Annotated in this window: 18 protein-coding genes; 13 read left to right on the plus strand and 5 right to left on the minus strand. The window is 51.2% G+C overall.

What is annotated here, in order from left to right:
- The first annotated feature begins 7 nt into the window (after positions 1 to 7).
- From pstB to BN3772_RS08545, 4 genes are all read left to right on the plus strand, one after another.
- Positions 8 to 781: a phosphate ABC transporter ATP-binding protein PstB gene (pstB, locus tag BN3772_RS08530; RefSeq protein WP_042177166.1), complete on the plus strand. Its 774-nt coding sequence runs from the start codon at positions 8 to 10 to the stop codon at positions 779 to 781.
- Positions 782 to 894: 113 nt separating this feature from the next.
- Complete coding sequence (locus BN3772_RS08535; protein ID WP_042198720.1) at positions 895 to 1,614, plus strand: MBL fold metallo-hydrolase; 720 nt, start codon at positions 895 to 897, stop codon at positions 1,612 to 1,614.
- Positions 1,615 to 2,190 carry a TetR/AcrR family transcriptional regulator gene (locus BN3772_RS08540; protein WP_042198723.1) on the plus strand — a complete coding sequence of 192 codons (576 nt, stop codon included), beginning with the start codon at positions 1,615 to 1,617 and terminating at the stop codon, positions 2,188 to 2,190.
- 52 nt (positions 2,191 to 2,242) lie between these two features.
- Complete coding sequence (locus BN3772_RS08545) at positions 2,243 to 2,923, plus strand: AlkZ-related protein (RefSeq protein WP_042198726.1); 681 nt, start codon at positions 2,243 to 2,245, stop codon at positions 2,921 to 2,923.
- A gap of 87 nt (positions 2,924 to 3,010) precedes the next feature.
- Here BN3772_RS08545 and BN3772_RS30565 read toward each other — a convergent pair whose 3' ends face one another.
- The 3 genes from BN3772_RS30565 to BN3772_RS08555 form a co-directional block, all read right to left on the minus strand.
- The gene (locus BN3772_RS30565) at positions 3,011 to 3,184 is read right to left on the minus strand and encodes a hypothetical protein (RefSeq protein ID WP_156123824.1); all 174 of its coding nucleotides are present in this window, start codon (positions 3,182 to 3,184) and stop codon (positions 3,011 to 3,013) included.
- 202 nt (positions 3,185 to 3,386) lie between these two features.
- Entirely contained in the window at positions 3,387 to 4,616 is a 1,230-nt protein-coding gene (locus BN3772_RS08550) for an aminopeptidase (RefSeq protein ID WP_042198729.1), read from the minus strand.
- Positions 4,617 to 4,649: 33 nt separating this feature from the next.
- Positions 4,650 to 5,882: an aminopeptidase gene (locus tag BN3772_RS08555; RefSeq protein ID WP_042198732.1), complete on the minus strand. Its 1,233-nt coding sequence runs from the start codon at positions 5,880 to 5,882 to the stop codon at positions 4,650 to 4,652.
- Between the two features lie 166 nt (positions 5,883 to 6,048).
- On the opposite strand from BN3772_RS08555, the gene BN3772_RS08560 reads away from it, so the two are divergent.
- Entirely contained in the window at positions 6,049 to 6,324 is a 276-nt protein-coding gene (locus BN3772_RS08560; RefSeq protein WP_042177157.1) for a hypothetical protein, read from the plus strand.
- Between the two features lie 53 nt (positions 6,325 to 6,377).
- Here the strand turns inward: BN3772_RS08560 and BN3772_RS08565 are convergent, their stop codons facing one another.
- On the minus strand, positions 6,378 to 7,724 hold the full coding sequence (locus BN3772_RS08565) for a TrkH family potassium uptake protein (RefSeq protein WP_042198734.1): 1,347 nt from the start codon (positions 7,722 to 7,724) through the stop codon (positions 6,378 to 6,380).
- A gap of 145 nt (positions 7,725 to 7,869) precedes the next feature.
- Between BN3772_RS08565 and BN3772_RS08570 the strand changes: the two genes are divergently transcribed.
- The gene (locus tag BN3772_RS08570; RefSeq protein ID WP_042198737.1) at positions 7,870 to 8,376 is read left to right on the plus strand and encodes a GNAT family N-acetyltransferase; all 507 of its coding nucleotides are present in this window, start codon (positions 7,870 to 7,872) and stop codon (positions 8,374 to 8,376) included.
- A gap of 62 nt (positions 8,377 to 8,438) precedes the next feature.
- Here BN3772_RS08570 and BN3772_RS08575 read toward each other — a convergent pair whose 3' ends face one another.
- Positions 8,439 to 9,758 (minus strand): hemolysin family protein, encoded by a 1,320-nt coding sequence (locus BN3772_RS08575; RefSeq protein WP_086074464.1) that lies wholly within the window; start codon positions 9,756 to 9,758, stop codon positions 8,439 to 8,441.
- A 115-nt stretch (positions 9,759 to 9,873) separates the two neighbouring features.
- Between BN3772_RS08575 and BN3772_RS08580 the strand changes: the two genes are divergently transcribed.
- From BN3772_RS08580 to BN3772_RS08610, 7 genes are all read left to right on the plus strand, one after another.
- Complete coding sequence (locus BN3772_RS08580) at positions 9,874 to 10,641, plus strand: DUF1836 domain-containing protein (protein ID WP_042198739.1); 768 nt, start codon at positions 9,874 to 9,876, stop codon at positions 10,639 to 10,641.
- 84 nt (positions 10,642 to 10,725) lie between these two features.
- Positions 10,726 to 11,940 (plus strand): MFS transporter, encoded by a 1,215-nt coding sequence (locus tag BN3772_RS08585; protein WP_042182772.1) that lies wholly within the window; start codon positions 10,726 to 10,728, stop codon positions 11,938 to 11,940.
- A gap of 247 nt (positions 11,941 to 12,187) precedes the next feature.
- Complete coding sequence (locus BN3772_RS08590; RefSeq protein WP_042198741.1) at positions 12,188 to 13,543, plus strand: ABC transporter substrate-binding protein; 1,356 nt, start codon at positions 12,188 to 12,190, stop codon at positions 13,541 to 13,543.
- A 114-nt stretch (positions 13,544 to 13,657) separates the two neighbouring features.
- Positions 13,658 to 14,563: a carbohydrate ABC transporter permease gene (locus BN3772_RS08595; protein ID WP_042198982.1), complete on the plus strand. Its 906-nt coding sequence runs from the start codon at positions 13,658 to 13,660 to the stop codon at positions 14,561 to 14,563.
- Between the two features lie 3 nt (positions 14,564 to 14,566).
- The gene (locus tag BN3772_RS08600; protein ID WP_042198742.1) at positions 14,567 to 15,415 is read left to right on the plus strand and encodes a carbohydrate ABC transporter permease; all 849 of its coding nucleotides are present in this window, start codon (positions 14,567 to 14,569) and stop codon (positions 15,413 to 15,415) included.
- Positions 15,416 to 15,514: 99 nt separating this feature from the next.
- Positions 15,515 to 17,335 carry a cache domain-containing sensor histidine kinase gene (locus BN3772_RS08605; RefSeq protein ID WP_042198745.1) on the plus strand — a complete coding sequence of 607 codons (1,821 nt, stop codon included), beginning with the start codon at positions 15,515 to 15,517 and terminating at the stop codon, positions 17,333 to 17,335.
- Positions 17,332 to 18,951: a response regulator transcription factor gene (locus BN3772_RS08610; RefSeq protein WP_042198747.1), complete on the plus strand. Its 1,620-nt coding sequence runs from the start codon at positions 17,332 to 17,334 to the stop codon at positions 18,949 to 18,951. Before BN3772_RS08605 ends, BN3772_RS08610 begins: the two co-directional genes overlap by 4 nt.
- Positions 18,952 to 19,068 lie beyond the last annotated feature (117 nt).

Genomic DNA, 19,068 nt, shown 5'->3' on the forward strand with positions numbered 1-19,068 from the left:
GTAAGAGATGGGAACAGCGGCAGCGGTACGCGAATCATTTCAAACAGAGAATCTTAGCATTTTTTACGGGACTTACGAAGCGGTTAAGGGAATTAGCCTGCCTTTTGCCCAGAATACAGTTACGGCGCTGATTGGTCCCTCAGGCTGCGGTAAATCAACCTTTCTCCGTTCACTGAACCGGATGAATGACGATATTTCCGGCTCAACAACCAAAGGCAGCATCTGGATCGACGGAGTGGATATTAACGCTCAGGGGACAGATGTTATCAAGCTGCGCCAGAAGATCGGAATGGTCTGGCAGAAGCCGAACCCGTTCTACAAATCCATTTATGACAATATTGCCTTTGGTCCAAAGTATCATGGCATCAAAGGCAAGGCTGCACTGGATGAGATCGTTGAGAGCAGCCTGCGCCGCGCCGCCCTGTGGGATGAAGTCAAGGACCGGCTGAAAGATTCTGCACTCGCCCTGTCAGGCGGCCAGCAGCAGCGCCTCTGCATCGCCCGTGCCTTGTCGGTTAACCCGCAAATCCTCCTGCTCGATGAGCCTGCTTCCGCACTTGACCCTGTATCGACAGGTAAGGTGGAGGAGCTGATCAAGGAGCTGAAAGAAGAGCTGCGCATTGTTATCGTTACACACAATATGCAGCAGGCAGCGCGTATTTCGGATTACACGGCTTACTTCTATCTTGGTTCGCTTGTGGAATATGACAAGACTGAGAAGGTATTCAGCAATCCGGAGAACCAGATGACCCAGGAATACATTATGGGCCGCTTCGGCTGAGTCCGGTTAGGCATGAAGGGAAGCATCCTTAGGGTTGCTTCTTTTTTCACTTGTAAAACTAATGGTATTAGTTTATATTATAACTAATATCATTAGTTTTAGGGAGGAACGATATGAGAACTACTCAGATTGGGAACTTGGTACAGCTTACCTGGCTTCCGGATTTTTTTCCTGTGAATTGTTATCTTGTTGTTGAAGAGAATGAGCTGACCCTGATTGATGCAGCGCTGCCGTTTAGTGTAAAAGGTATTATTAGCGCTGCTGCCAAGCTGAACAAACCGGTTACAAGGATCGTTCTTACTCATGCCCACGGCGACCATGTGGGGGCATTGGATGAGCTGAAGAGACGGCTTCCTGCAGCGAAGGTATACATCTCCGAACGCGATGCTGCCCTTTTAAGGGGGGACCGTTCTCTGCGGGCGGGTGAGCCCCGGATGCCGATTAAGGGATCAGTGCCAAAGAAGCTGAAGACCAGACCTGATGTTGTATTGCAGGAAGGGGATCTTATCGGCTCACTGCAGGCTATCAGCACACCGGGCCATACTCCGGGCTCGATGTCCTTTATAGATACACGCACCAGGGCAATAATCGCCGGTGATGCCTTTCAGGCTTTCCACAGGACAGCTGTATCAGGCACAGTGGTTCCGCTGTTCCCTTTTCCGGCCATGGCTACCTGGAACAAAGAGCTGGCGCTGGCAAGCGCCATTAAGCTTATTGAGCTGTCACCGGCGGTACTGGCCGTAGGCCATGGCAATTTGCTTAAAGAACCTATGGAGGCAATGAAACAAGCTATCCGTAGATCAGAACAGACGCTAAGAAAGGCAGGAAGCTAAATGTCGCCCAGAGCCGGATTGGATACACAAACACTGGTACTTGCCGCAGCGGAGCTCGCTGATGAGCATGGTATGGAAGGGGTGACTCTGGCTTTGCTTGCGGCCAAGCTGGGCGTCCGATCTCCTTCCTTGTATAATCATGTTAACGGGCTTAAGGAGCTGCGCATTTTGCTGGCAACACACGGACTGCAGCTGCTGTATGCTGACATGTCAGCCGCAATAAAAGGGGTCAGCGGAGGAGAAGCTGTCCACGCCATCAGCAGAGCCTATGTAAAGTTCGCACAGCAGCGCCCCGGCCTCTACGAAACGACGCTGCAGGCTCCGGAAGAGGGGAATGCCGGCCTTGAGGAAGCAGGCGCAAAGCCCCTGCAGCTAATCATCAGTGTATTGTCCGGCTATGAGCTGGGCAAGTCAGGCGAGCTGCATGCAGTCCGGGGGTTAAGAAGCATTCTGCACGGCTTCGCTGCTCTCAGGAACAAGGGCGGCTTCGGGATGCCGCTGGACCTGGAGGAGAGCCTGATCCGGTTAATCGATGCTTATATTGCCGGAATCGGCTGTATGAGGACCGGTGATTAAGCAGCAAATGAATAGACGATTGATAATTAATCCTAAGGGAGAGATGTTCAGAATGGACGAGCAAGGTATTGTAACCACCTATGAAGAAATGACTGAAGTGGTGAACAGACTGGGAATACTGCCGCTGGCCCAGCTGATCCCCGGACATCCGTCGCTGAACAGGCTGACCAAGGCCGAGAACTGGCATACCGGCTCAGAGCTTGATCCTTGGGCCTGGCGGGCCAGATTCCCCGGGGAAGGGCTGGCGGGCTACGGCAAGTTCATCCGCAAGAAGGCAGTACTAGTCTCGCGGGAGTGGTTTCCGGCCTTTGTAAAGGCGGTAGGGAGCTCAATGGAGCTGGAAGAGCGGTACAACAACGGGCTGGCCAGCAGAGAGGCTGTACAGCTGCTGCAGATCATCCGCGATAATGAAGGGATTGAGACGCGGGAGCTGCGTTCGCTGGCGGAGATGAAGGCCAAAGAGAAGAAGACGGCTTTTGATAACGCGCTGAACGAGCTGCAGGGCACAGCAGACATTGTTATTTCAGGGGTCAAAGCCCGGTTGAATACAGAGGGTGAGGTGAACGGCTGGAACAGTACGTCCTTTGAGACGGCCGCCCGCTGGATGAAGGAGAATAACCTGCCTAGCTTCGGGGGATCGCGTGAAGAAGCCGCAGAATGGCTGCAAGCGGCTATGGAAGCCCGGTGGACGAATGAGGCTCAGGCCTGGATCAATAAAGTATTGTCTCTATAAAAAAACGGGGGATGTCCCACGGGCCGGAAACGGCCTGCAGAACATCCCGGTAAGCGCTTACTTGAAGGTGTATATAATAAATCAGCCTTACAGCATGGGTGCCAGGTAGGCAATCAGAAAATAAAGGAAACCGAATAGAAGCATGATGTAGGCTGTGTATTTGATTGCGTTGGAGGCTACGATGCTTGCATCCGTCGGGGGCTGAAGCTTAGGTCGCCCGGTTTCGGGCTGCTCCTGTTCCGGGGACATCGATTCTTTCATAGTGCTCCCTCCCAATATTCATGGATCATATATGGAAATACAATCCTTAATTGTATTGTGGCATATTTGTGAATAAAATTCAACGATATTGTGAACGAAAATAAAACGAAAGTTAAAATTTAAGCAAATAGCCCCCTGCTGAACTCATTGAGCACAGCAGGGGGCTTGCTATTATCTCGCAGGCAACCAGGTGATTCTGGCCTTATGCCCAGTTTCCTGAGCGGAAAATAGGTTCTGTCTTACCGTCATCAGTGATCCCGTCAATATTCATCTCTGCTGAGCCCATCATAAAGTCCACATGCGTGAGACTATGATTCATCCCATGCCCGGCAAGCTGTTCCTTGGTCATATTAATGCCGTCCTGCAGGGTGAAGGCGTATGCTGCGCCTAGTGCCAGGTGACAGGAAGCATTTTCATCATACAGGGTTGTGAAGTAAAGAATACCGCTCTCGGAGATCGGTGAATGGTAAGGAACAAGCGCGACTTCACCAAAGTATGCCGCGCCTTCGTCCATAGCTAGCAGTGAAGCCAGAGCATCATAGCCCACTTCTGCAGTGAAATCTGTCACTTTACCATTCTCCAGGGTCAGAGTAAAGCGGTCGATAATATTACCGCTGTAGCTGAGCGGCTTGGTGCTGCTGACGGTTCCGTTCGCGCCTGTCTTGAGCGGAGCGGTGAAGACCTCTTCCGTCGGAATGTTGGCGAGAAAAGGTACACCGCGCCCGTTAACCGCACCGGCTTGACACCAGATGTGTCCTTCCGGAAGCTCGAGGGTCAGATCTGTACCCGGAGCTGTATAATGCAGCTTGCGGTATTTACGCTCATTCAGGATATCACAGCGCTGCTTCAAGCCGTCAAGATGCTTGGTCCAGGCTTCAACCGGGTTTTCATGATCAGCACGGACCGCCTTGAAAATTGCATCCCAGAGAAGTCCTACCTGCTCCTCAGCCGGGGCATCCGGAAATACTTTTGCTGCCCACGTAGGGGACGGGTAGGCCACGATGCTCCAGCTGATCTGGTTGGACATCAGCATTTCACGATAAGGAGCCATTGCAGTGCCGGCTGTACGCTGATTGTCAGCAATCCGGCTGGCTTCGATACCGTTCAGCAGATCCGGGTTAGTGGAGACCACGTTTAAGAAAGCAGCACCCTTTTTACCCAAATCCTCCAATTCATCCGCATGCCACTTAGGCGGCTCCAAAAAGCTTTCGGCCGGAGCAAGCTCATAACGTGTCCGTGTTACCAGCTCATCACTGTAATTCACCTTGACCTGCTTAGCTCCTGCTTCATAGGCCTGCCGCACAATCAGGCGGACCAATTCCGCAGACTCGATATCTGCATTGATAACCAAGATTTGTCCCTGTTGGATATTGACTCCGACTTTTACCGCGAGCAGTGCATAGTTCTCCAGTTTTTGCTTGAAATCCAGCATTGGTCCAGCTCCCCTCAAATGTGTCTGTATATTTTAGAATGCCCAGTTTCCCTGCAGGAAGACAGGTTCCTGTGAGCCGTCTTCATGGATTCCATAGATGTCCATCTCGGCTGAGCCGATCATGAAGTCAACATGGGTAACACTGGTGTTAAGGCCGTTTGCAACCAGCTCATCCTCAGTCATTTCTTTGCCGCCTTCCAGACAGAAAGCGTAGGCTGTGCCAATCGCAAGGTGATTGGAGGCATTTTCGTCAAACAAGGTGTTGAAATAAAGGATATTCGATTCAGAGATAGGAGACTTATGCGGCACAAGCGCAACCTCGCCCAGATACTTGGCGCCTTCGTCGAGTCCGATCAGATACTCCAGTGAATCCTGGCCTGTCTCTGCGCTGACGCTGATAATACGGCCGTTCTCAAAGGTAATGGAGAAGCCTTCGATAATATTGCCGCCGTAGCTGAGCGGCTTGGTGGCTCTGACCGTTCCGTTGACTCCGGTTTTCAGCGGTGCTGTAAAGACCTCCTCAGTCGGCATATTGGCGACAAAAGAATGGCCTTTGGCGTTAATGCTGTCACCCTGTGCCCACAAATGGCCTTTTGGCAGCTCAATTGTAAGGTCAGTCCCCGGTGCTATGTAATGCAAGCTTTTGTATTTCTTGGCGTTAAGAACATCTGCCTTCTGCTCCAGGTTATCAAGGTGCTCCTGCCAGGCGGCAACAGGATCTTCGCGGTCCAGGCGTACGGTATGGAAGATTGCTTCCCACAGCTTATCTACGCGCTCCTCAGCCGGAACATCAGGGAATACCTTATCCGCCCAAGCCTGCGACGGGATCGCAACGATGCTCCAGCTGACTTTATCAGACATCTGCAGCTCCCGGTATTTTTTAAGTGCAGCTCCCCGTGTCTTCTGGAAGCCTGCTATCCGCTCGGGATCAATACCCTTCAGGGCATCCGGGTTCTCTGCGATTACATTCAGGAAGGCTGCGCCGTTCTCGGCAAATTCCGTTACTTCACCGGCAAACCAGGTAGGCGGCTTGGTGAACACCTCAGGGGCGGCGTGCTCGAACTGCTGGCGGGTAACAAACTCATCACTCCAGTTTACTTTGACCAGGCTTGCTCCGAGGCGGTAGGCTTTGGCTGTAATCAGACGGACAAATTCGGCTCCGGCAACCGGTGCATTAACGACCAGAGTCTGGCCCGGCTGGACGTTAACTCCGATTTCTACGGCGAGGTCTGCATACTTGCTGAGCTTTGCTGCAAAATCAGTCATTGGTTTTCCTCCATATTTATTCTATTTTTACTTCTGTAAAGCATTGTACTAAATTATTAACCGCCGGATGAAAAAAGTCAATTGCGTCGTAAAGGGAAGGATTTTGATGTATATAAATGCTATACTATGGATGTGAGATTGATCAGAGGAAAGGCAGGAAACAGGCATGAACGTGGAAATTGTTAAGGCAGAGCTGAAACGCGAGGAGGACAGAAGCTTTATCGGGAGAACCGTGTTCACCGTAGAGCAGCATACTTCTCCATATGAGATTACTTTCTTCAGTAAAAGAGGTAGTGAATGGGATTACAGCCTCAGCTTTGCCGGTGAACCGGGCAGTGAGGAGCAGTTCCTTGAGGTGGACGGGCTGCTGGAGAATGATGATGATTTCTTTAACCAGCTGCTGGATGCCGCTCTGGACACCCAGGAGGAACCTGTAGAATAATCCAAAAATGCGACCGCTTAGGGCATTAGCTGCCTGCTAAGGGTCGCATTTTGTTATCCGATCGTAATATTCCCCTCCGGGTAACGGAAGAGCTCTTTGTTCTTCTTGGGCTTAATTGCATACGCCAGCGTTAGCGGGCCGGTACGGCCGACAAACATCAGGATGATGACCAGAATTTTACCCGGGGTGGTCAGCTCAGGTGTCAAGCCCATCGTAATACCGGAGGTACCGAAGGCGGATACGGCCTCGAACAGGACGGTCAGGAAGTCAGCACTTTCCGTGACAGACAGCAGCATGGTAGCTATAACGATAAGCATCAGGGAGAGAAGCGTCATCGTAATGGCCCGATAGACATTGTCCTTGGAAATCCGGTGCCGGAACATGACGATGTCCTCTTTGCCTCTGATTTTGCTGTAGGCGGTGACGACCAGGATGGCAAAGGTGGTGATTTTGATCCCGCCCCCGGTTGAACCCGGAGCTGCACCGATGAACATGAGCAGGATCATCATAAACTGGGTGGATTCGCGCAGCAGCGGAATATCAATGGTGGTCACCCCGCCGGAGCGCGGTGTTATGGCCTGCAGGAAGGACGCCATGATTTTGCCGCCGGCATGCAGCGGCTTAAGCGTCTGATTCAGCTCCAGCCAGAAAAAGATTACCGCACCGATTAGAATCAGCGCTGCCGAGGCAGCGAGCACGACTTTGGAATGCAAGGTCAGCCGCTTGCGCTTCGGAAAGTCGACAATGTCCGATAAGACAATGAAGCCGATTCCGCCAAGAAAAATCAGCAGCATGGAGGTGATATTGACAATCGGGTCCTCCGCATAACGCGTAAGCCCGCTGAACGGCCCGTGAAGATCGCCGAACAGGTCAAAGCCTGCATTGTTGAAGATCGAGACACTATGGAAGAGTCCATAATAAACGGCCTTCCCGGCAGGCATATCCATGAGGAATCTGACAGTAAAGAGGAAGGCTCCAATGAGCTGAATTACCAGAGAGTAGATAAGTACCCGGCGGATCAGCTTTACAATACCCTGCATCGAGCTCTGATTCATCGATTCCTGCAGCAGAAGGCGTTCCTTAAGTGAGATTTTTTTGTTCAGGACGAGCGTAATCAAGGTGGCCATGGTAACAAAGCCAAGTCCGCCGAACTGGAAAAGCACCAGCAGGACGATCTGGCCGAACACAGTCAGCTGAGTCCCTGTATCAATTACCGCAAGACCGGTTACACAGGTTGCGGAGGTAGCCATGAATAAGGCATCGATAAAAGAAATCTGTCCACTGGTTGAAGCGGCCGGTAAGCAGAGCAGCAGTGTGCCGATTGCAATCAGCGCTATGAAGCCAAGTGACAGTATTTTGGGCGGTGTCAGTTTTAAATGCCCAAGTGATATATTAGCCAAACCATCAATCCCCCGAAGTCTTGTAATTATCCTTCAAGATTATAGCATAAGTTGCTGCTGGTCACTAAGGGGAAGGAAACTGGCGGATTGAGATCGAATCAATAAGTTTGGAATAGGATATTTTGGATGAAAAGGAGGATTACTCATGAACATATTATACAGAGAGCTTGTTCCGGAGGATGCCGGCAGCCTGCTCAGCCTGCAGCACTCCTTGGATGAGGAGACAGCATTTATGCTGCTGGAGCCGGATGAACGGCAGACAAATGTGCAGCAAGTCAAGGAAATGATAGAGGCAGCCGGGAAGTCAGCTAATTCCGTTCTAATCTGTGCTGAAGTGGCTGGTGAGCTGGCCGGCTATATTTCACTCCAAGGCGAAGGATTAAAGCGGATCAGACACAGCGCCTACATTGTTATCGGTATCAGGAAAGCTTTTCAGGGCCTTGGAATCGGCAGCGGGCTGTTCAGGGAGATGGAGAACCGGGCGCGTGCTAAAGGGCTTGTGCGGCTCGAGCTGACGGTTATGGTACATAATGAACGGGGAATCGCACTTTATAAGAAATGCGGCTTTGAGATTGAAGGACTGAAGAAGAAGTCCTTATACATAGACGGTGAATGGGTAGACGAGTATTACATGGGTAAAATCCTGGCATAGCTGTTAGAAATAAATTAAGGCGCTCCCGTCACAGGAGCGCCTCTTGCTATTGTATATGAGTATTATTCCGCTGGCTGTCCATCTGCATCCTTCTCGCCGATAAACACTTCGACTTTGCGTATCCGGTTCTTGTTCATCTCACGTACAGTCAATGTAATATGCTCATGTTCCATACTTTTGCCGATGGCAGGTTCCGCCATGTGACTGTACAGCCAGCCGCCGATGGTGGTTACTTCATCATCATGAAGATCAATGCCGGCCCGCTGCTTAAGCTCCATTAGAGATACCTTGCCGTCGAACAGGTAACGGGAATCATCCAGCTGCTCGACATTTTTGCTCTCGTCTCCGTCGAACTCGTCACGGATCTCGCCGACTATCTCTTCCAGAATATCTTCAATCGTGATAAGGCCGGAAGTACCGCCGTATTCATCCAGCAGAAGGGCTATATGTACACGTTCCACCTGCATACGGGTCAGAAGAGTCTTAACCGGGGTTACCTCAGATACAGTCAGAAGCGGCTGGATCAGTTTTTTGAAATCAAAATCAGCATTATTATTGTCATATTGCAGATACAGCTGCTTCGTGTTAATCATCCCGATAATATTATCTTTACTGCCGTCCGCCACCGGGAAGCGGGTGTATTGCTCTCTGCGGATAATCTCAAAATTCTCCTGAAGGCTATTCTCGGTAAACAGGCAGATCATGTCGGTACGCGGCACCATAATTTCCTTTGCCAGCATCTCGTCAAAATTAAAGATCCGGTTCACGTAACCGTACTCAGCCTTGTTAATCTTCCCGTTCTCATAGCTCTCGGAGAGGATCAGGCGAATCTCTTCTTCAGAGTGCGCATCTCCGTGCTCACTGGCCGGTTTCATCCCGAACAAGCGGACCAGCATATTGGCCGAGCCGTTCATCAGCCAGATTAAGGGGTAAAGAATTCTGTAGAACCAAATGATCAGCGGTGAGGTAAATTGACCGATTTTTTCCGGAATGTTGATTGCCGCCGTCTTAGGAGCAAGCTCACCAACGACAACGTGCAGGAATGTGGCGATGATAAAGGCCAGTGCGAATGCGATGGGCTCACTTACACTGTGACTGACGTCTGCCAGATCAAAGAGCGGCAGGATCAGCTGCTCAAAGGCCGGTTCGGCAAGTGCCCCGATCCCGAGTGCTGTAATGGTAATCCCGAGCTGACAGGCGGAGAGATAACCGTCGAGGTTAGCCGCTACACGCTGCACAGCCAAAGCATTCTTCTTGCCGTCGAGCACCATCTGGCTTACCTGGCTGCCTCTAAGCCGTACCACTGCAAATTCCGTTGCTACAAAAAAAGCGGTTAAAACAATCAAAATAGCCACCAACGTCAAACTAAGTCCTATACCCATAAAATCTTTACCATCCCTCTCGTCAATAAAATAGGTTATACTCATATTATGAGTTCATATGAACTCATTGTACGAACTTTCAGTTAAAAAATCAAATGGCGGAGGGATGCCATCAATGCAAGCTTTCTCATTAAGCCGTAAGGAAATGTCTGCACTCCTGCTGTCCCTGACGGAAAAAAGTGATCGCAATACACTGAGCATCCTGCAGGATGCATGGGCGAAGTTTCATCAGGAGGAAGTGCGTAGGGGGATGTCACTCACTGCCTTTTTGTCCACTGATATCCCGCCGATTATGCAGAAAATGATTAAAGGTACAAAAATTAACGGTTTGTCACTCGCTGATATTGCGGCCCTGGGCCAGCGGATTGAATATTCCACCCTGTCAGCCACCGCTATGCAGAACTGGGTCAAGCGCGATTTCAAGGAATACCTCGGCTCACCCCGGCTGGGCAGGAAATACTCTGTTAATCAGGCTGCTCTTCTATTTATAATAGATGATCTCAAATCAGCCCTGGACTTTGAAAGCATACGCCAGCTGTTCCGTATCCTGTTTCTGGCGCCTGAACGTGATGATGATGATCTGGTTGAGCCGGCCGAGCTGTATTTCGGTTATGCAGAGCTTATCGAGGATATGAAGCGGAGTCCTGTGCTGCAGGCGCAGGGGATTGCCGAGCGCAGCGCCAGCAAGCAATATTCCTGGAAGACCGACAGTACGCTTAAGGGTGCGATGGAGAAAATGATGGACAAGCTTACGCACCTTAACCCTTCAGAGAAGGATGCAGTGCGCAACATGCTGATGATAGCGGCAATTTCTGTACAGACCTGTTATTTTCAGTCGCTGGCAAGACAATACTGCAATGCCGCTTTATTCCTTGATTTTTGACCCGTGCAAATTTAGAATGTGTAGGAGTATATAATGGTTCCGGGTGCACCGCATAGCCGGAGTCAGGAAGAGGTGCTTGGAAAGATGGGTCAAATGACGCTATTGCGCAATCGTAAGCAGCGCAAGCTGCTGCTGAGCGCAGGCTTAAGCTGGATGTTCGATGCGATGGATGTCGGCATGATATCCTTTGTCGTAGCGGCGCTGGCCAAGGAATGGCAGCTGGGTCCGGAGCAGATCGGGCTGTTAACCAGTATAAATTCCGTCGGAATGGCGGTGGGTGCGGCGGCGGCCGGATTGCTGGCTGACCGTTTCGGACGCAAATCAGTTCTGCTGTGGACGCTTGTAATCTTCTCGGCAGCAAGCGGCTTGTCTGCATTCGCAACAGGGTTCGCCATTCTGTGCGTGCTGAGGTTCATTGCTGGCTTCGGGCTGGGCGGTGAATTGCCGGTAGCCTCGACGCTGGTGTCTGAGAGCATGCCTGCCGCTGAGAGGGGACGGGCTGTCGTTCTGCTGGAGAGCTTTTGGGCAGTCGGCTGGATTGCTTCAGCTTTAATCGCTTTCTTCATCATCCCGGACTACGGCTGGCGGGTCGCTTTTGCCATAGGCGCGGTTCCGGCGCTGTATGCATTGTATTTGCGCAAGGCCATTGATGATTCCCCGCGGTTCAAAGAGATGAAGAAGCAGGCTCCTGTCCCGCTCAGAAAGCGGATCGCAGCGGTCTGGTCACCCGAATACCGCCGTTCGACAATCATGCTGTGGATTCTCTGGTTTACGGTTGTATTCTCCTACTATGGAATGTTTCTCTGGCTTCCTACAGTTATGGTGCTGAAGGGCTTCAGCCTGGTCAAGAGCTTTGAGTACGTGCTGATTATGACGCTGGCCCAGCTGCCCGGCTATTTCACCGCCGCATACTTTATTGAGAAGTTCGGCCGCAAATTTGTACTCGTTATCTATCTCCTACTGACCGCTGTCAGTGCCGCCTGGTTCGGCAACGCCACAACGGAAGGTATGCTGATGGCTGCAGGGATCTGCCTGTCCTTCTTCAATCTGGGCGCCTGGGGTGGCATGTACGCCTACAGTCCTGAGCTGTATCCGACAGCAGCCCGTTCGACCGGCGTTGGGCTGGCCACCTCCTTCGGGCGGATCGGCGGCATTATTGCCCCGCTGCTGGTAGGGGTAATGGTAGGGAAGGATGTCAGCATCAGTGCGATTTTTATGCTGTTCTTCGTAACCATAGTTATCGGGGCTCTTGCAGTTCTGGTGCTTGGTAAAGAAACGAAGGGAACAGAACTGAGTTAAGCAGATGAAGTACAAGCTATATAGCAGTACAGGCCGCCGGAGGATTCCGGCGGTTTTTTGTATGCAAGGAACCAGCACAGGTTGCTTACTTATTTAATGAAAGGCCTTACTTTTATAGATGTACCCTAAGTGGAAGGACAAGTATAATTACTTTTGTAATCGCTTACTTTCGAAATGGAACGCAGCATAAGCTTACCGGTAAGCCTTATGCTGCGGGCAGGACAGAGAAAATTGAAGGAGGCAGCAGATGAAGATCAACGGAAAAAAGGGGATATTTCTGGCTTTAAGTTCGGTATTGCTGATTGCTACAGCCGCATGCTCGTCCGGCGGAGGGAATTCGGGCGGACAATCAACTGAAGGTACCGCAGCAACGGCGGGAAGTGATGCTACAGCGAAGACGATTGAGCTGCGCATGACCTGGTGGGGCTCACAAACCCGGCATGATCTGACAACCAAAATGATTGCACTGTTTGAGGAGAAACATCCGAATATCAAAATTAAGCCGGAGTATTCCGGCTGGGACGGCTATTTCGACAAGCTGTCCACCCAGGTGGCAGGCTCAAATGCACCGGATATTATCCAAATGGACTACGCTTTCCTGTCTGACTACGCCAAGCGCGGCACACTGCTTGATCTGGGGCCATACACAGAAGACGGTACCCTGCGGACAGAACAGCATGAAAGCAGCATGCTCGAAGCCGGCAGTATCGACGGCAAGCTGTATGCCATTACCCTTGGACTCAACGCTGCCGGTGTAATCTACAACGCTTCCGTGCTGCAGGAGCTGGGTATTGCGGAACCGGAAGAATCATGGACCTGGACCGATTTTGCAGACCTGTCCAACCAGATTGCCGAGAAGAAAGGCGAGGGCTATTACGGCACACCTGATATTTCGGGTACAACCAATATGTTTGAATTCTTTGTCCGTCAAAATGGAACGGGGCTGTTCGCTGACAAAGCACTGGGGCCATCGCAGGAAGTAACCATGAACTGGTTCAACTACTGGAAGGATCTGCGTGAATCCGGCGGTGCTACAACGCCCGAGATAACTGCAGCAATGACCAACGCACTGGAGACACGTCCGCTTTCTGTAGGGCAATCCGCGTTTGACTTTGCCTGGTCCAACCAGCTGCTTACCTATATCAACGTGCAAAAGAACCAGTCAGATAAGCTGAAGATGCAGGTTATTCCGCACAGCGAGAACGAAAAGCAAATCGGCGAATATCTGAAGCCGGGCCAATTCATCTCCGGTAATGCCAAAACCAAACATCCGAAAGAAGTGGCCATGCTGATTGACTTCATGGTTAATGATCCTGATGCAACTGCCATTCTGGGCTCTGAGCGCGGCGTACCTGTCAATTCCGGCATCCGCGAGCAGCTGAAGTCTAATCTGACAGAATCAGAACAGCTGGTCTTTGACTTTATCGATCTCGTATCCCAGCACTCCAGCAACATTGATCCACCTTACCCGCAGGGGTTCTCGGAAATCGACAAAAATTTCAAAAGCGCCAGTGAACAGATTGCCTTCGGTCAAGGCAGTATAGAGCAGGTAACCGAGCAATTTATCTCAGGTGCAAATCAGATATTATCAAAAACACAATAGGTGAGGGAGGCGGCGCTAGGCCCGTTGAGGCTACGGTGCCGTCTCTCCCGCAAGGGAGCGAGGGAAACCACATTGGGTACAGAGCTATTACCAGTTAAACGGCAAACCAGAACGATACGCCGGAGATCAGGCGCTAAGTATAATCAGAACGGCATCGCTCTATTGTTCCTGGCACCTTGGCTGATTGGACTGGTCTGTCTAACGCTGGGGCCGATGGCTGCTTCACTTTATTATTCTTTTACCGACTACAGTATCCTCGAAAGCTCCAGATGGATCGGTGCGGATAACTTCGTCACGATGTTCACGTCTGATCCGCTATTTACGCAATCCCTTAAGGTAACGTTTATTTTCGTATTCGTATCGGTACCGCTTAAACTGATATTTGCACTGGCAGTAGCCCTGCTCCTTAATAAAGGCATCCGCGGGCTGGGTATTTACCGTACAGTGTATTACATCCCTACTTTGCTGGGCGGCAGTGTAGCCATCGCCATGCTTTGGCGTAAGATGCTCGGTGGGGACGGCCTGCTCAACCAGCTGCTGGCGATGATCGGCATCCATGCACCGGACTGGGTCTCCAATCCGAAATATTCACTGTATTCTATTGTTCTCTTATCTGTCTGGCAGTTCGGTTCGTCGATGATTATTTTCCTGTCGGGACTGAAGCAGGTTCCCCCGGAGTATTATGATGCATCTTCGGTGGATGGTGCGGGTAAAATCGGACAATTCCTTCACATAACACTGCCGGTTCTCTCTCCTGTCATTTTCTTTAATGTCATTATGCAGACGATTACGGCCTTTCAGTCCTTCACGCAGGCTTTCATTATCAGTAACGGCAGCGGCGGGCCGGTAAACTCAACGCTCATGTATTCGCTATACCTGTATAAGAAAGGCTTCTCCTTCTTTCAGATGGGTTATGCCTCGGCGATGGCCTGGGTACTGGTGCTGCTGATCGGTATATTTACCTTGCTTGTGTTCGGCAGCAGCAAATACTGGGTCCACTATGAGGATGGGGGGAAATAAGACATGGATGCAACAGCTGCTTTTAAAAAATCAGTCATCATCAAACATATTTTTATCTGTCTGATCGCCTTTATCATGTTATATCCGGTACTCTGGATGCTTGGCAGCTCGTTTAAGCCGGCTAATATGATTTTCACCGAAATCTGGTTCTGGCCGAAAGAGTGGAACTTTCAGAATTATGCTAACGGCTGGTCCGGCTTTCAGGGCAGCTCCTTTGCCCGGTTTCTGGTCAATTCAAGCCTGGTCTCCATCGGTGCAGTGCTTGGTAATGTAATCACATGTTCTATGGCAGCTTATGCCTTTGCCCGGCTGAATTTCCGTTTCAAAGCGGTGTGCTTTGCACTCATGCTCATGACAATCATGCTCCCGCTGCATGTAACACTGATTCCACGCTACATTCTTTTTAATAATCTGGGCTGGGTGAACACATTCGCTCCCCTGATTGCTCCGAAGTGGGTGGCAACGGATGGCTTCTTTATTTTCCTCACAGTCCAGTTTATACGCGGCTTGCCAAAAGAGCTGGATGAGGCGGCAACCATCGACGGCTGCGGTCCGGTTATGATCTTTTGGCGGATAATTGTTCCGCTTGCCTTGCCAGCACTGATAACGACAATGATCTTCACCTTTATGTGGACCTGGGATGATTTCTTCAGCCAGCTGATATTCCTCAGTGACGTCACTAAATATACAGTACCGCTGGGGCTTCGCCTGTTTCTGGATTCCAGCTCCCAGTCCGATTGGGGCCCGATGTTTGCCATGTCGGTATTATCGCTGGTGCCTTGCTTTATCCTTTTCATCACCTTACAAAAGTACTTTGTCGAAGGAATTGCCACTTCCGGTCTGAAGGGTTAGAATCTTGAGTAGAGTATTCCGCGAGCAGGCAGAAACGGTTCACCGCGTCTTGAAAGCGGTTTAACTGTTTCTGCCTGTTTGGCACAAAGGATGGGGCAGATGAAACAACGGGTATTCGGCAGATGGATGCTGCGGATCAGGCGGAGCAAGCTGTCAACTTTGATGGCAGCCAGTATCATTTTTTTCAATCTAGTCTTTATGGGGATCATCGTCCTGCTGGCATACCGGACTTTTTCTACCGTTACCTTTAATGAGATCAGTAAATCACGGCTGGCCCTTCTAAATGAGAGCACGAAGCGGGGCTTCGACTTCATGGCCAATGTGTCCGGGACAGCTTACTCCATAGCTGCCAACAAGACGATAATGGAGTATCTTGAAACAGAGCCGGTCTCCAAATACCAGATGATCTCCAAAAAACGGGAGATTACTGAAATCCTGCAGCATACGCTGGTGCTGAATGAGGGAGTCAGCTCAATCGAAATATACACCGATCTGTTCAACGATGTGCAGCAGAGCTCCACCGACCTCGTCTTTCCGGTGAATACCATAGAGAAGGAAGTCTGGTACGACAAGCTGAAGCAGGCGGATGCCCTCTGGGTTCCCCTTGGAGACAGCAATGGAGGCAATGAAAGCAAGCCGTACCTGATCGGCCATATTCAGCATCTGTTCGGCAGCGAGGGCAAGACGATCGGTTATCTGTATATCCGCCTGTCGGCTGACGATATCCTTAACCAGTTCAGGGATATTCCGATTGTGCTGGACGGACAGATCCATCTGGTTGATACAAGCGGCAATATGCTGCTGCTGGTTAACGGCGGGAACGCTCCTTCCCAGAAAGCCGTACTTGAGCCGGAGTGGCTCAATCAGCATACCTATGAAGCCAAGGACGGATATGAGCTGCTGAAGACAGAAGGCCAGACCTATCTCGTAATGTTCTCCCGGCCAAGCACAATCTCCTGGCGTCTGGTGCAGGTGATTCCAACGAAAGAACTGCTGCAGGAGGTACGCAAGGCGGATAGGCAGATTCTGCTGATTGGCCTGCTCAGTCTGCTGTTGTCGGCGCTGCTGGCGTATTTCTTCATTCATAACATGATCCGGCCGGTACGCCGGCTGATTCAGGAGATGCGTAAGCTGGAGCGCGGGGACTTCAGGGCCAGCATGAGCGAGTCACTAACGGAAGAGTACACACAGATGTCGTACGGGTTCAATCACATGGTTAACCGGCTGCATGAGCTGATGCAAAGTGAACGGGAAGCCAGCGCAGCCAAACGGGAAGCTCAGGTGGGACTGCTGGAGGCCCAGATCAAGCCGCATTTTCTCTACAATACGCTCGACATGATACATTGGAAGGCCATGGATTATAATGCACAGGATATCAGCTTCATGATCACCCAGCTCGGGAAAATGCTGCGGATCGGCCTCAGCGGCGGCAAAATGCTGATTCGTCTCCGGGACGAGCTGGAGCATGCCCGTTGTTACATCAGCATTCAGCAGGAGCGTTTGCCGTTCTCAATCGAGTATACGGAAGCGATCGCAGACCCGGCTGTAAGAAGCAATTATATTCCCAAGGTCATTCTTCAGCCGCTGATTGAGAATGCCATCATACACGGGAGCAAGGCTCATGATCCGGGACCGCTGGTGATCCGGGTGGAGATTAGGGAGATCAAACCGCAGGGGAGTCAGCCGTTCCTGCAGATCTGCGTCCTGGACAACGGCTGCGGGCTGCCGGAGGACTGGTCGATGGACAATGTCAAAGGAATTGGCACACGCAATGTGATGAACCGGATTCAGCTGTACTGCGGGGAACCATACGGACTGTATCTGGCCAACCTGCCGGAGAAAGGGGTTGCGGCTATGATTACACTGCCTGTTATTGAGACGGAGGAACAGCTGGAGCGGCTGCTGCGTGATCAGTTATGAGACGTACCATATTACTTGTGGATGACGATCCTCACATTCTGAAAGCCCTTACGAGACACGTAGACTGGGAGCGTCTGGAGCTTACAATAGCGGGATCGGCAATGAACGGCAATGAAGCGCTGGAGCTGTTCCGCGGGCTGTCGCCCGATCTGGTGATGACAGATGTGTATATGCCGGGAATGAGCGGTCTTGAGCTGACCGAAATGCTCAGGGAGCAGAAGCCGGAGCTGCCGATTATTATACTAAGCGGTTACGAGGAGTTTGAGAATGCCCGTCAGGCCATGCGGTGGGGGGTGAGCCATTTTCTGCTCAAGCCGGCCAGAGTTGAGGAGATTGAAGCTGTGCTGCGGGAAGTGCTGCTGGAGCTGGATGCGCAGGAGCAGAAGCAGCGGCTCGAGGAGCGCTATAAGCAGGAGATTGGCCGTACGCTTCCCTTTTTGCGGGAGCGCCTTCTGATGGATCTGCTGACCACACGCTATAGTGCGGAAGAATTATCGGAGGAAAAGCTCGGGTATCTGCAGGTTGCCCGTCCGCAGCAGCTGGCCGCGGCCAGCATCCAGCTTAACCGACCGTCACATGCCCGGAAGCTGAAGGAACGGGAGTGGCAGCTGCTGAGGTTCGGGGCCAGCAATATCTGCAGGGAGACTCTCAAAATGAAGCTGGCAGAGTTCCCCTCCATCCAGGGACACGTGCTTGACTATTCGGAGGATCTGCTGGTTATTCTGCTGCTGGACCGTGAAGCAGAGGCGTTGTCAGTGCTGCTGACTGAAGCGGTTCAGGAAACTACAGATAAGATTATGAATTATATCCAGCTTCAGGCTTACGCAGGTATCGGTTCCGTTAAGCAGGCTATGCATGAGCTGATTGACTGCTATCTCGAAAGCCGGGAGGCACTGTTATCCGCTGAATATCAGGGAACGGGGCTGGTCTATACCTTTGAGGAGAAAGGCGGCAAAAGCCGCTGGACGTTAGAGGATTACTCCCGTCTGCTGCAGCAGTGGAACGAAGCGCTGCAAGGCCGGGATTCTGCGGGAATCTGGGAGATCTGGGAAGTCATTCATGCAAGACTCCAGATGGATGATCAGAATGCCATTCAGGATATCCAGACTGTCTGTGTCGGGCTGTTCACTGCACTGATGTATTTCTGGAATGCCTGCTGTCCTATGCGTACGCCGCCCATGACCATGCCGCAATTTCTGCAGGCGGTGTCAGGGTATAACTCGTGGAAAAGCCTGACGGAGTGGATGGGACAGATTTTTCCGGCTTATCTGAAGGCTGCATTCTCGGAAATGGGAGTGAAGAAGAACAGGCTCGTTGAGAGTGTGAAAAAATATGTGGAGGCCCGCTACCATCAGGAAATCAGCTTCATGGGCATTGCCCAGGAGCTGCATGTGCATCCGAAATATTTAAGCCAGCTGTTCAAACGGGTCAGCGGAGAGAATTTTGTCAGCTATCTGAACCATTACCGGGTGAATCGGGCTATTGAATATCTGCAGTCCGGCCAGCACATGGTGTATGAGATCAGCGAAATGGTCGGCTTCAACAATCCCGCTTATTTCAGCCAGGTCTTCAAGATGATTACGGGCCGGAGCCCTTCGGAGTATCTGAATGCTTGAGGAAGGAATTCTTCTTTATGATCGTGCCTGCTGGAGCGAATAGCTAACATAAGATCCTGAGGGGCTCAGGGTCTTTTTTTCAAATATAATGTATATGTTTACCGCCTTCTCTGAAGG

This window comes from Paenibacillus camerounensis (assembly GCF_000723885.1).
GTDB lineage: Bacteria > Bacillota > Bacilli > Paenibacillales > Paenibacillaceae > Paenibacillus_AQ > Paenibacillus_AQ camerounensis.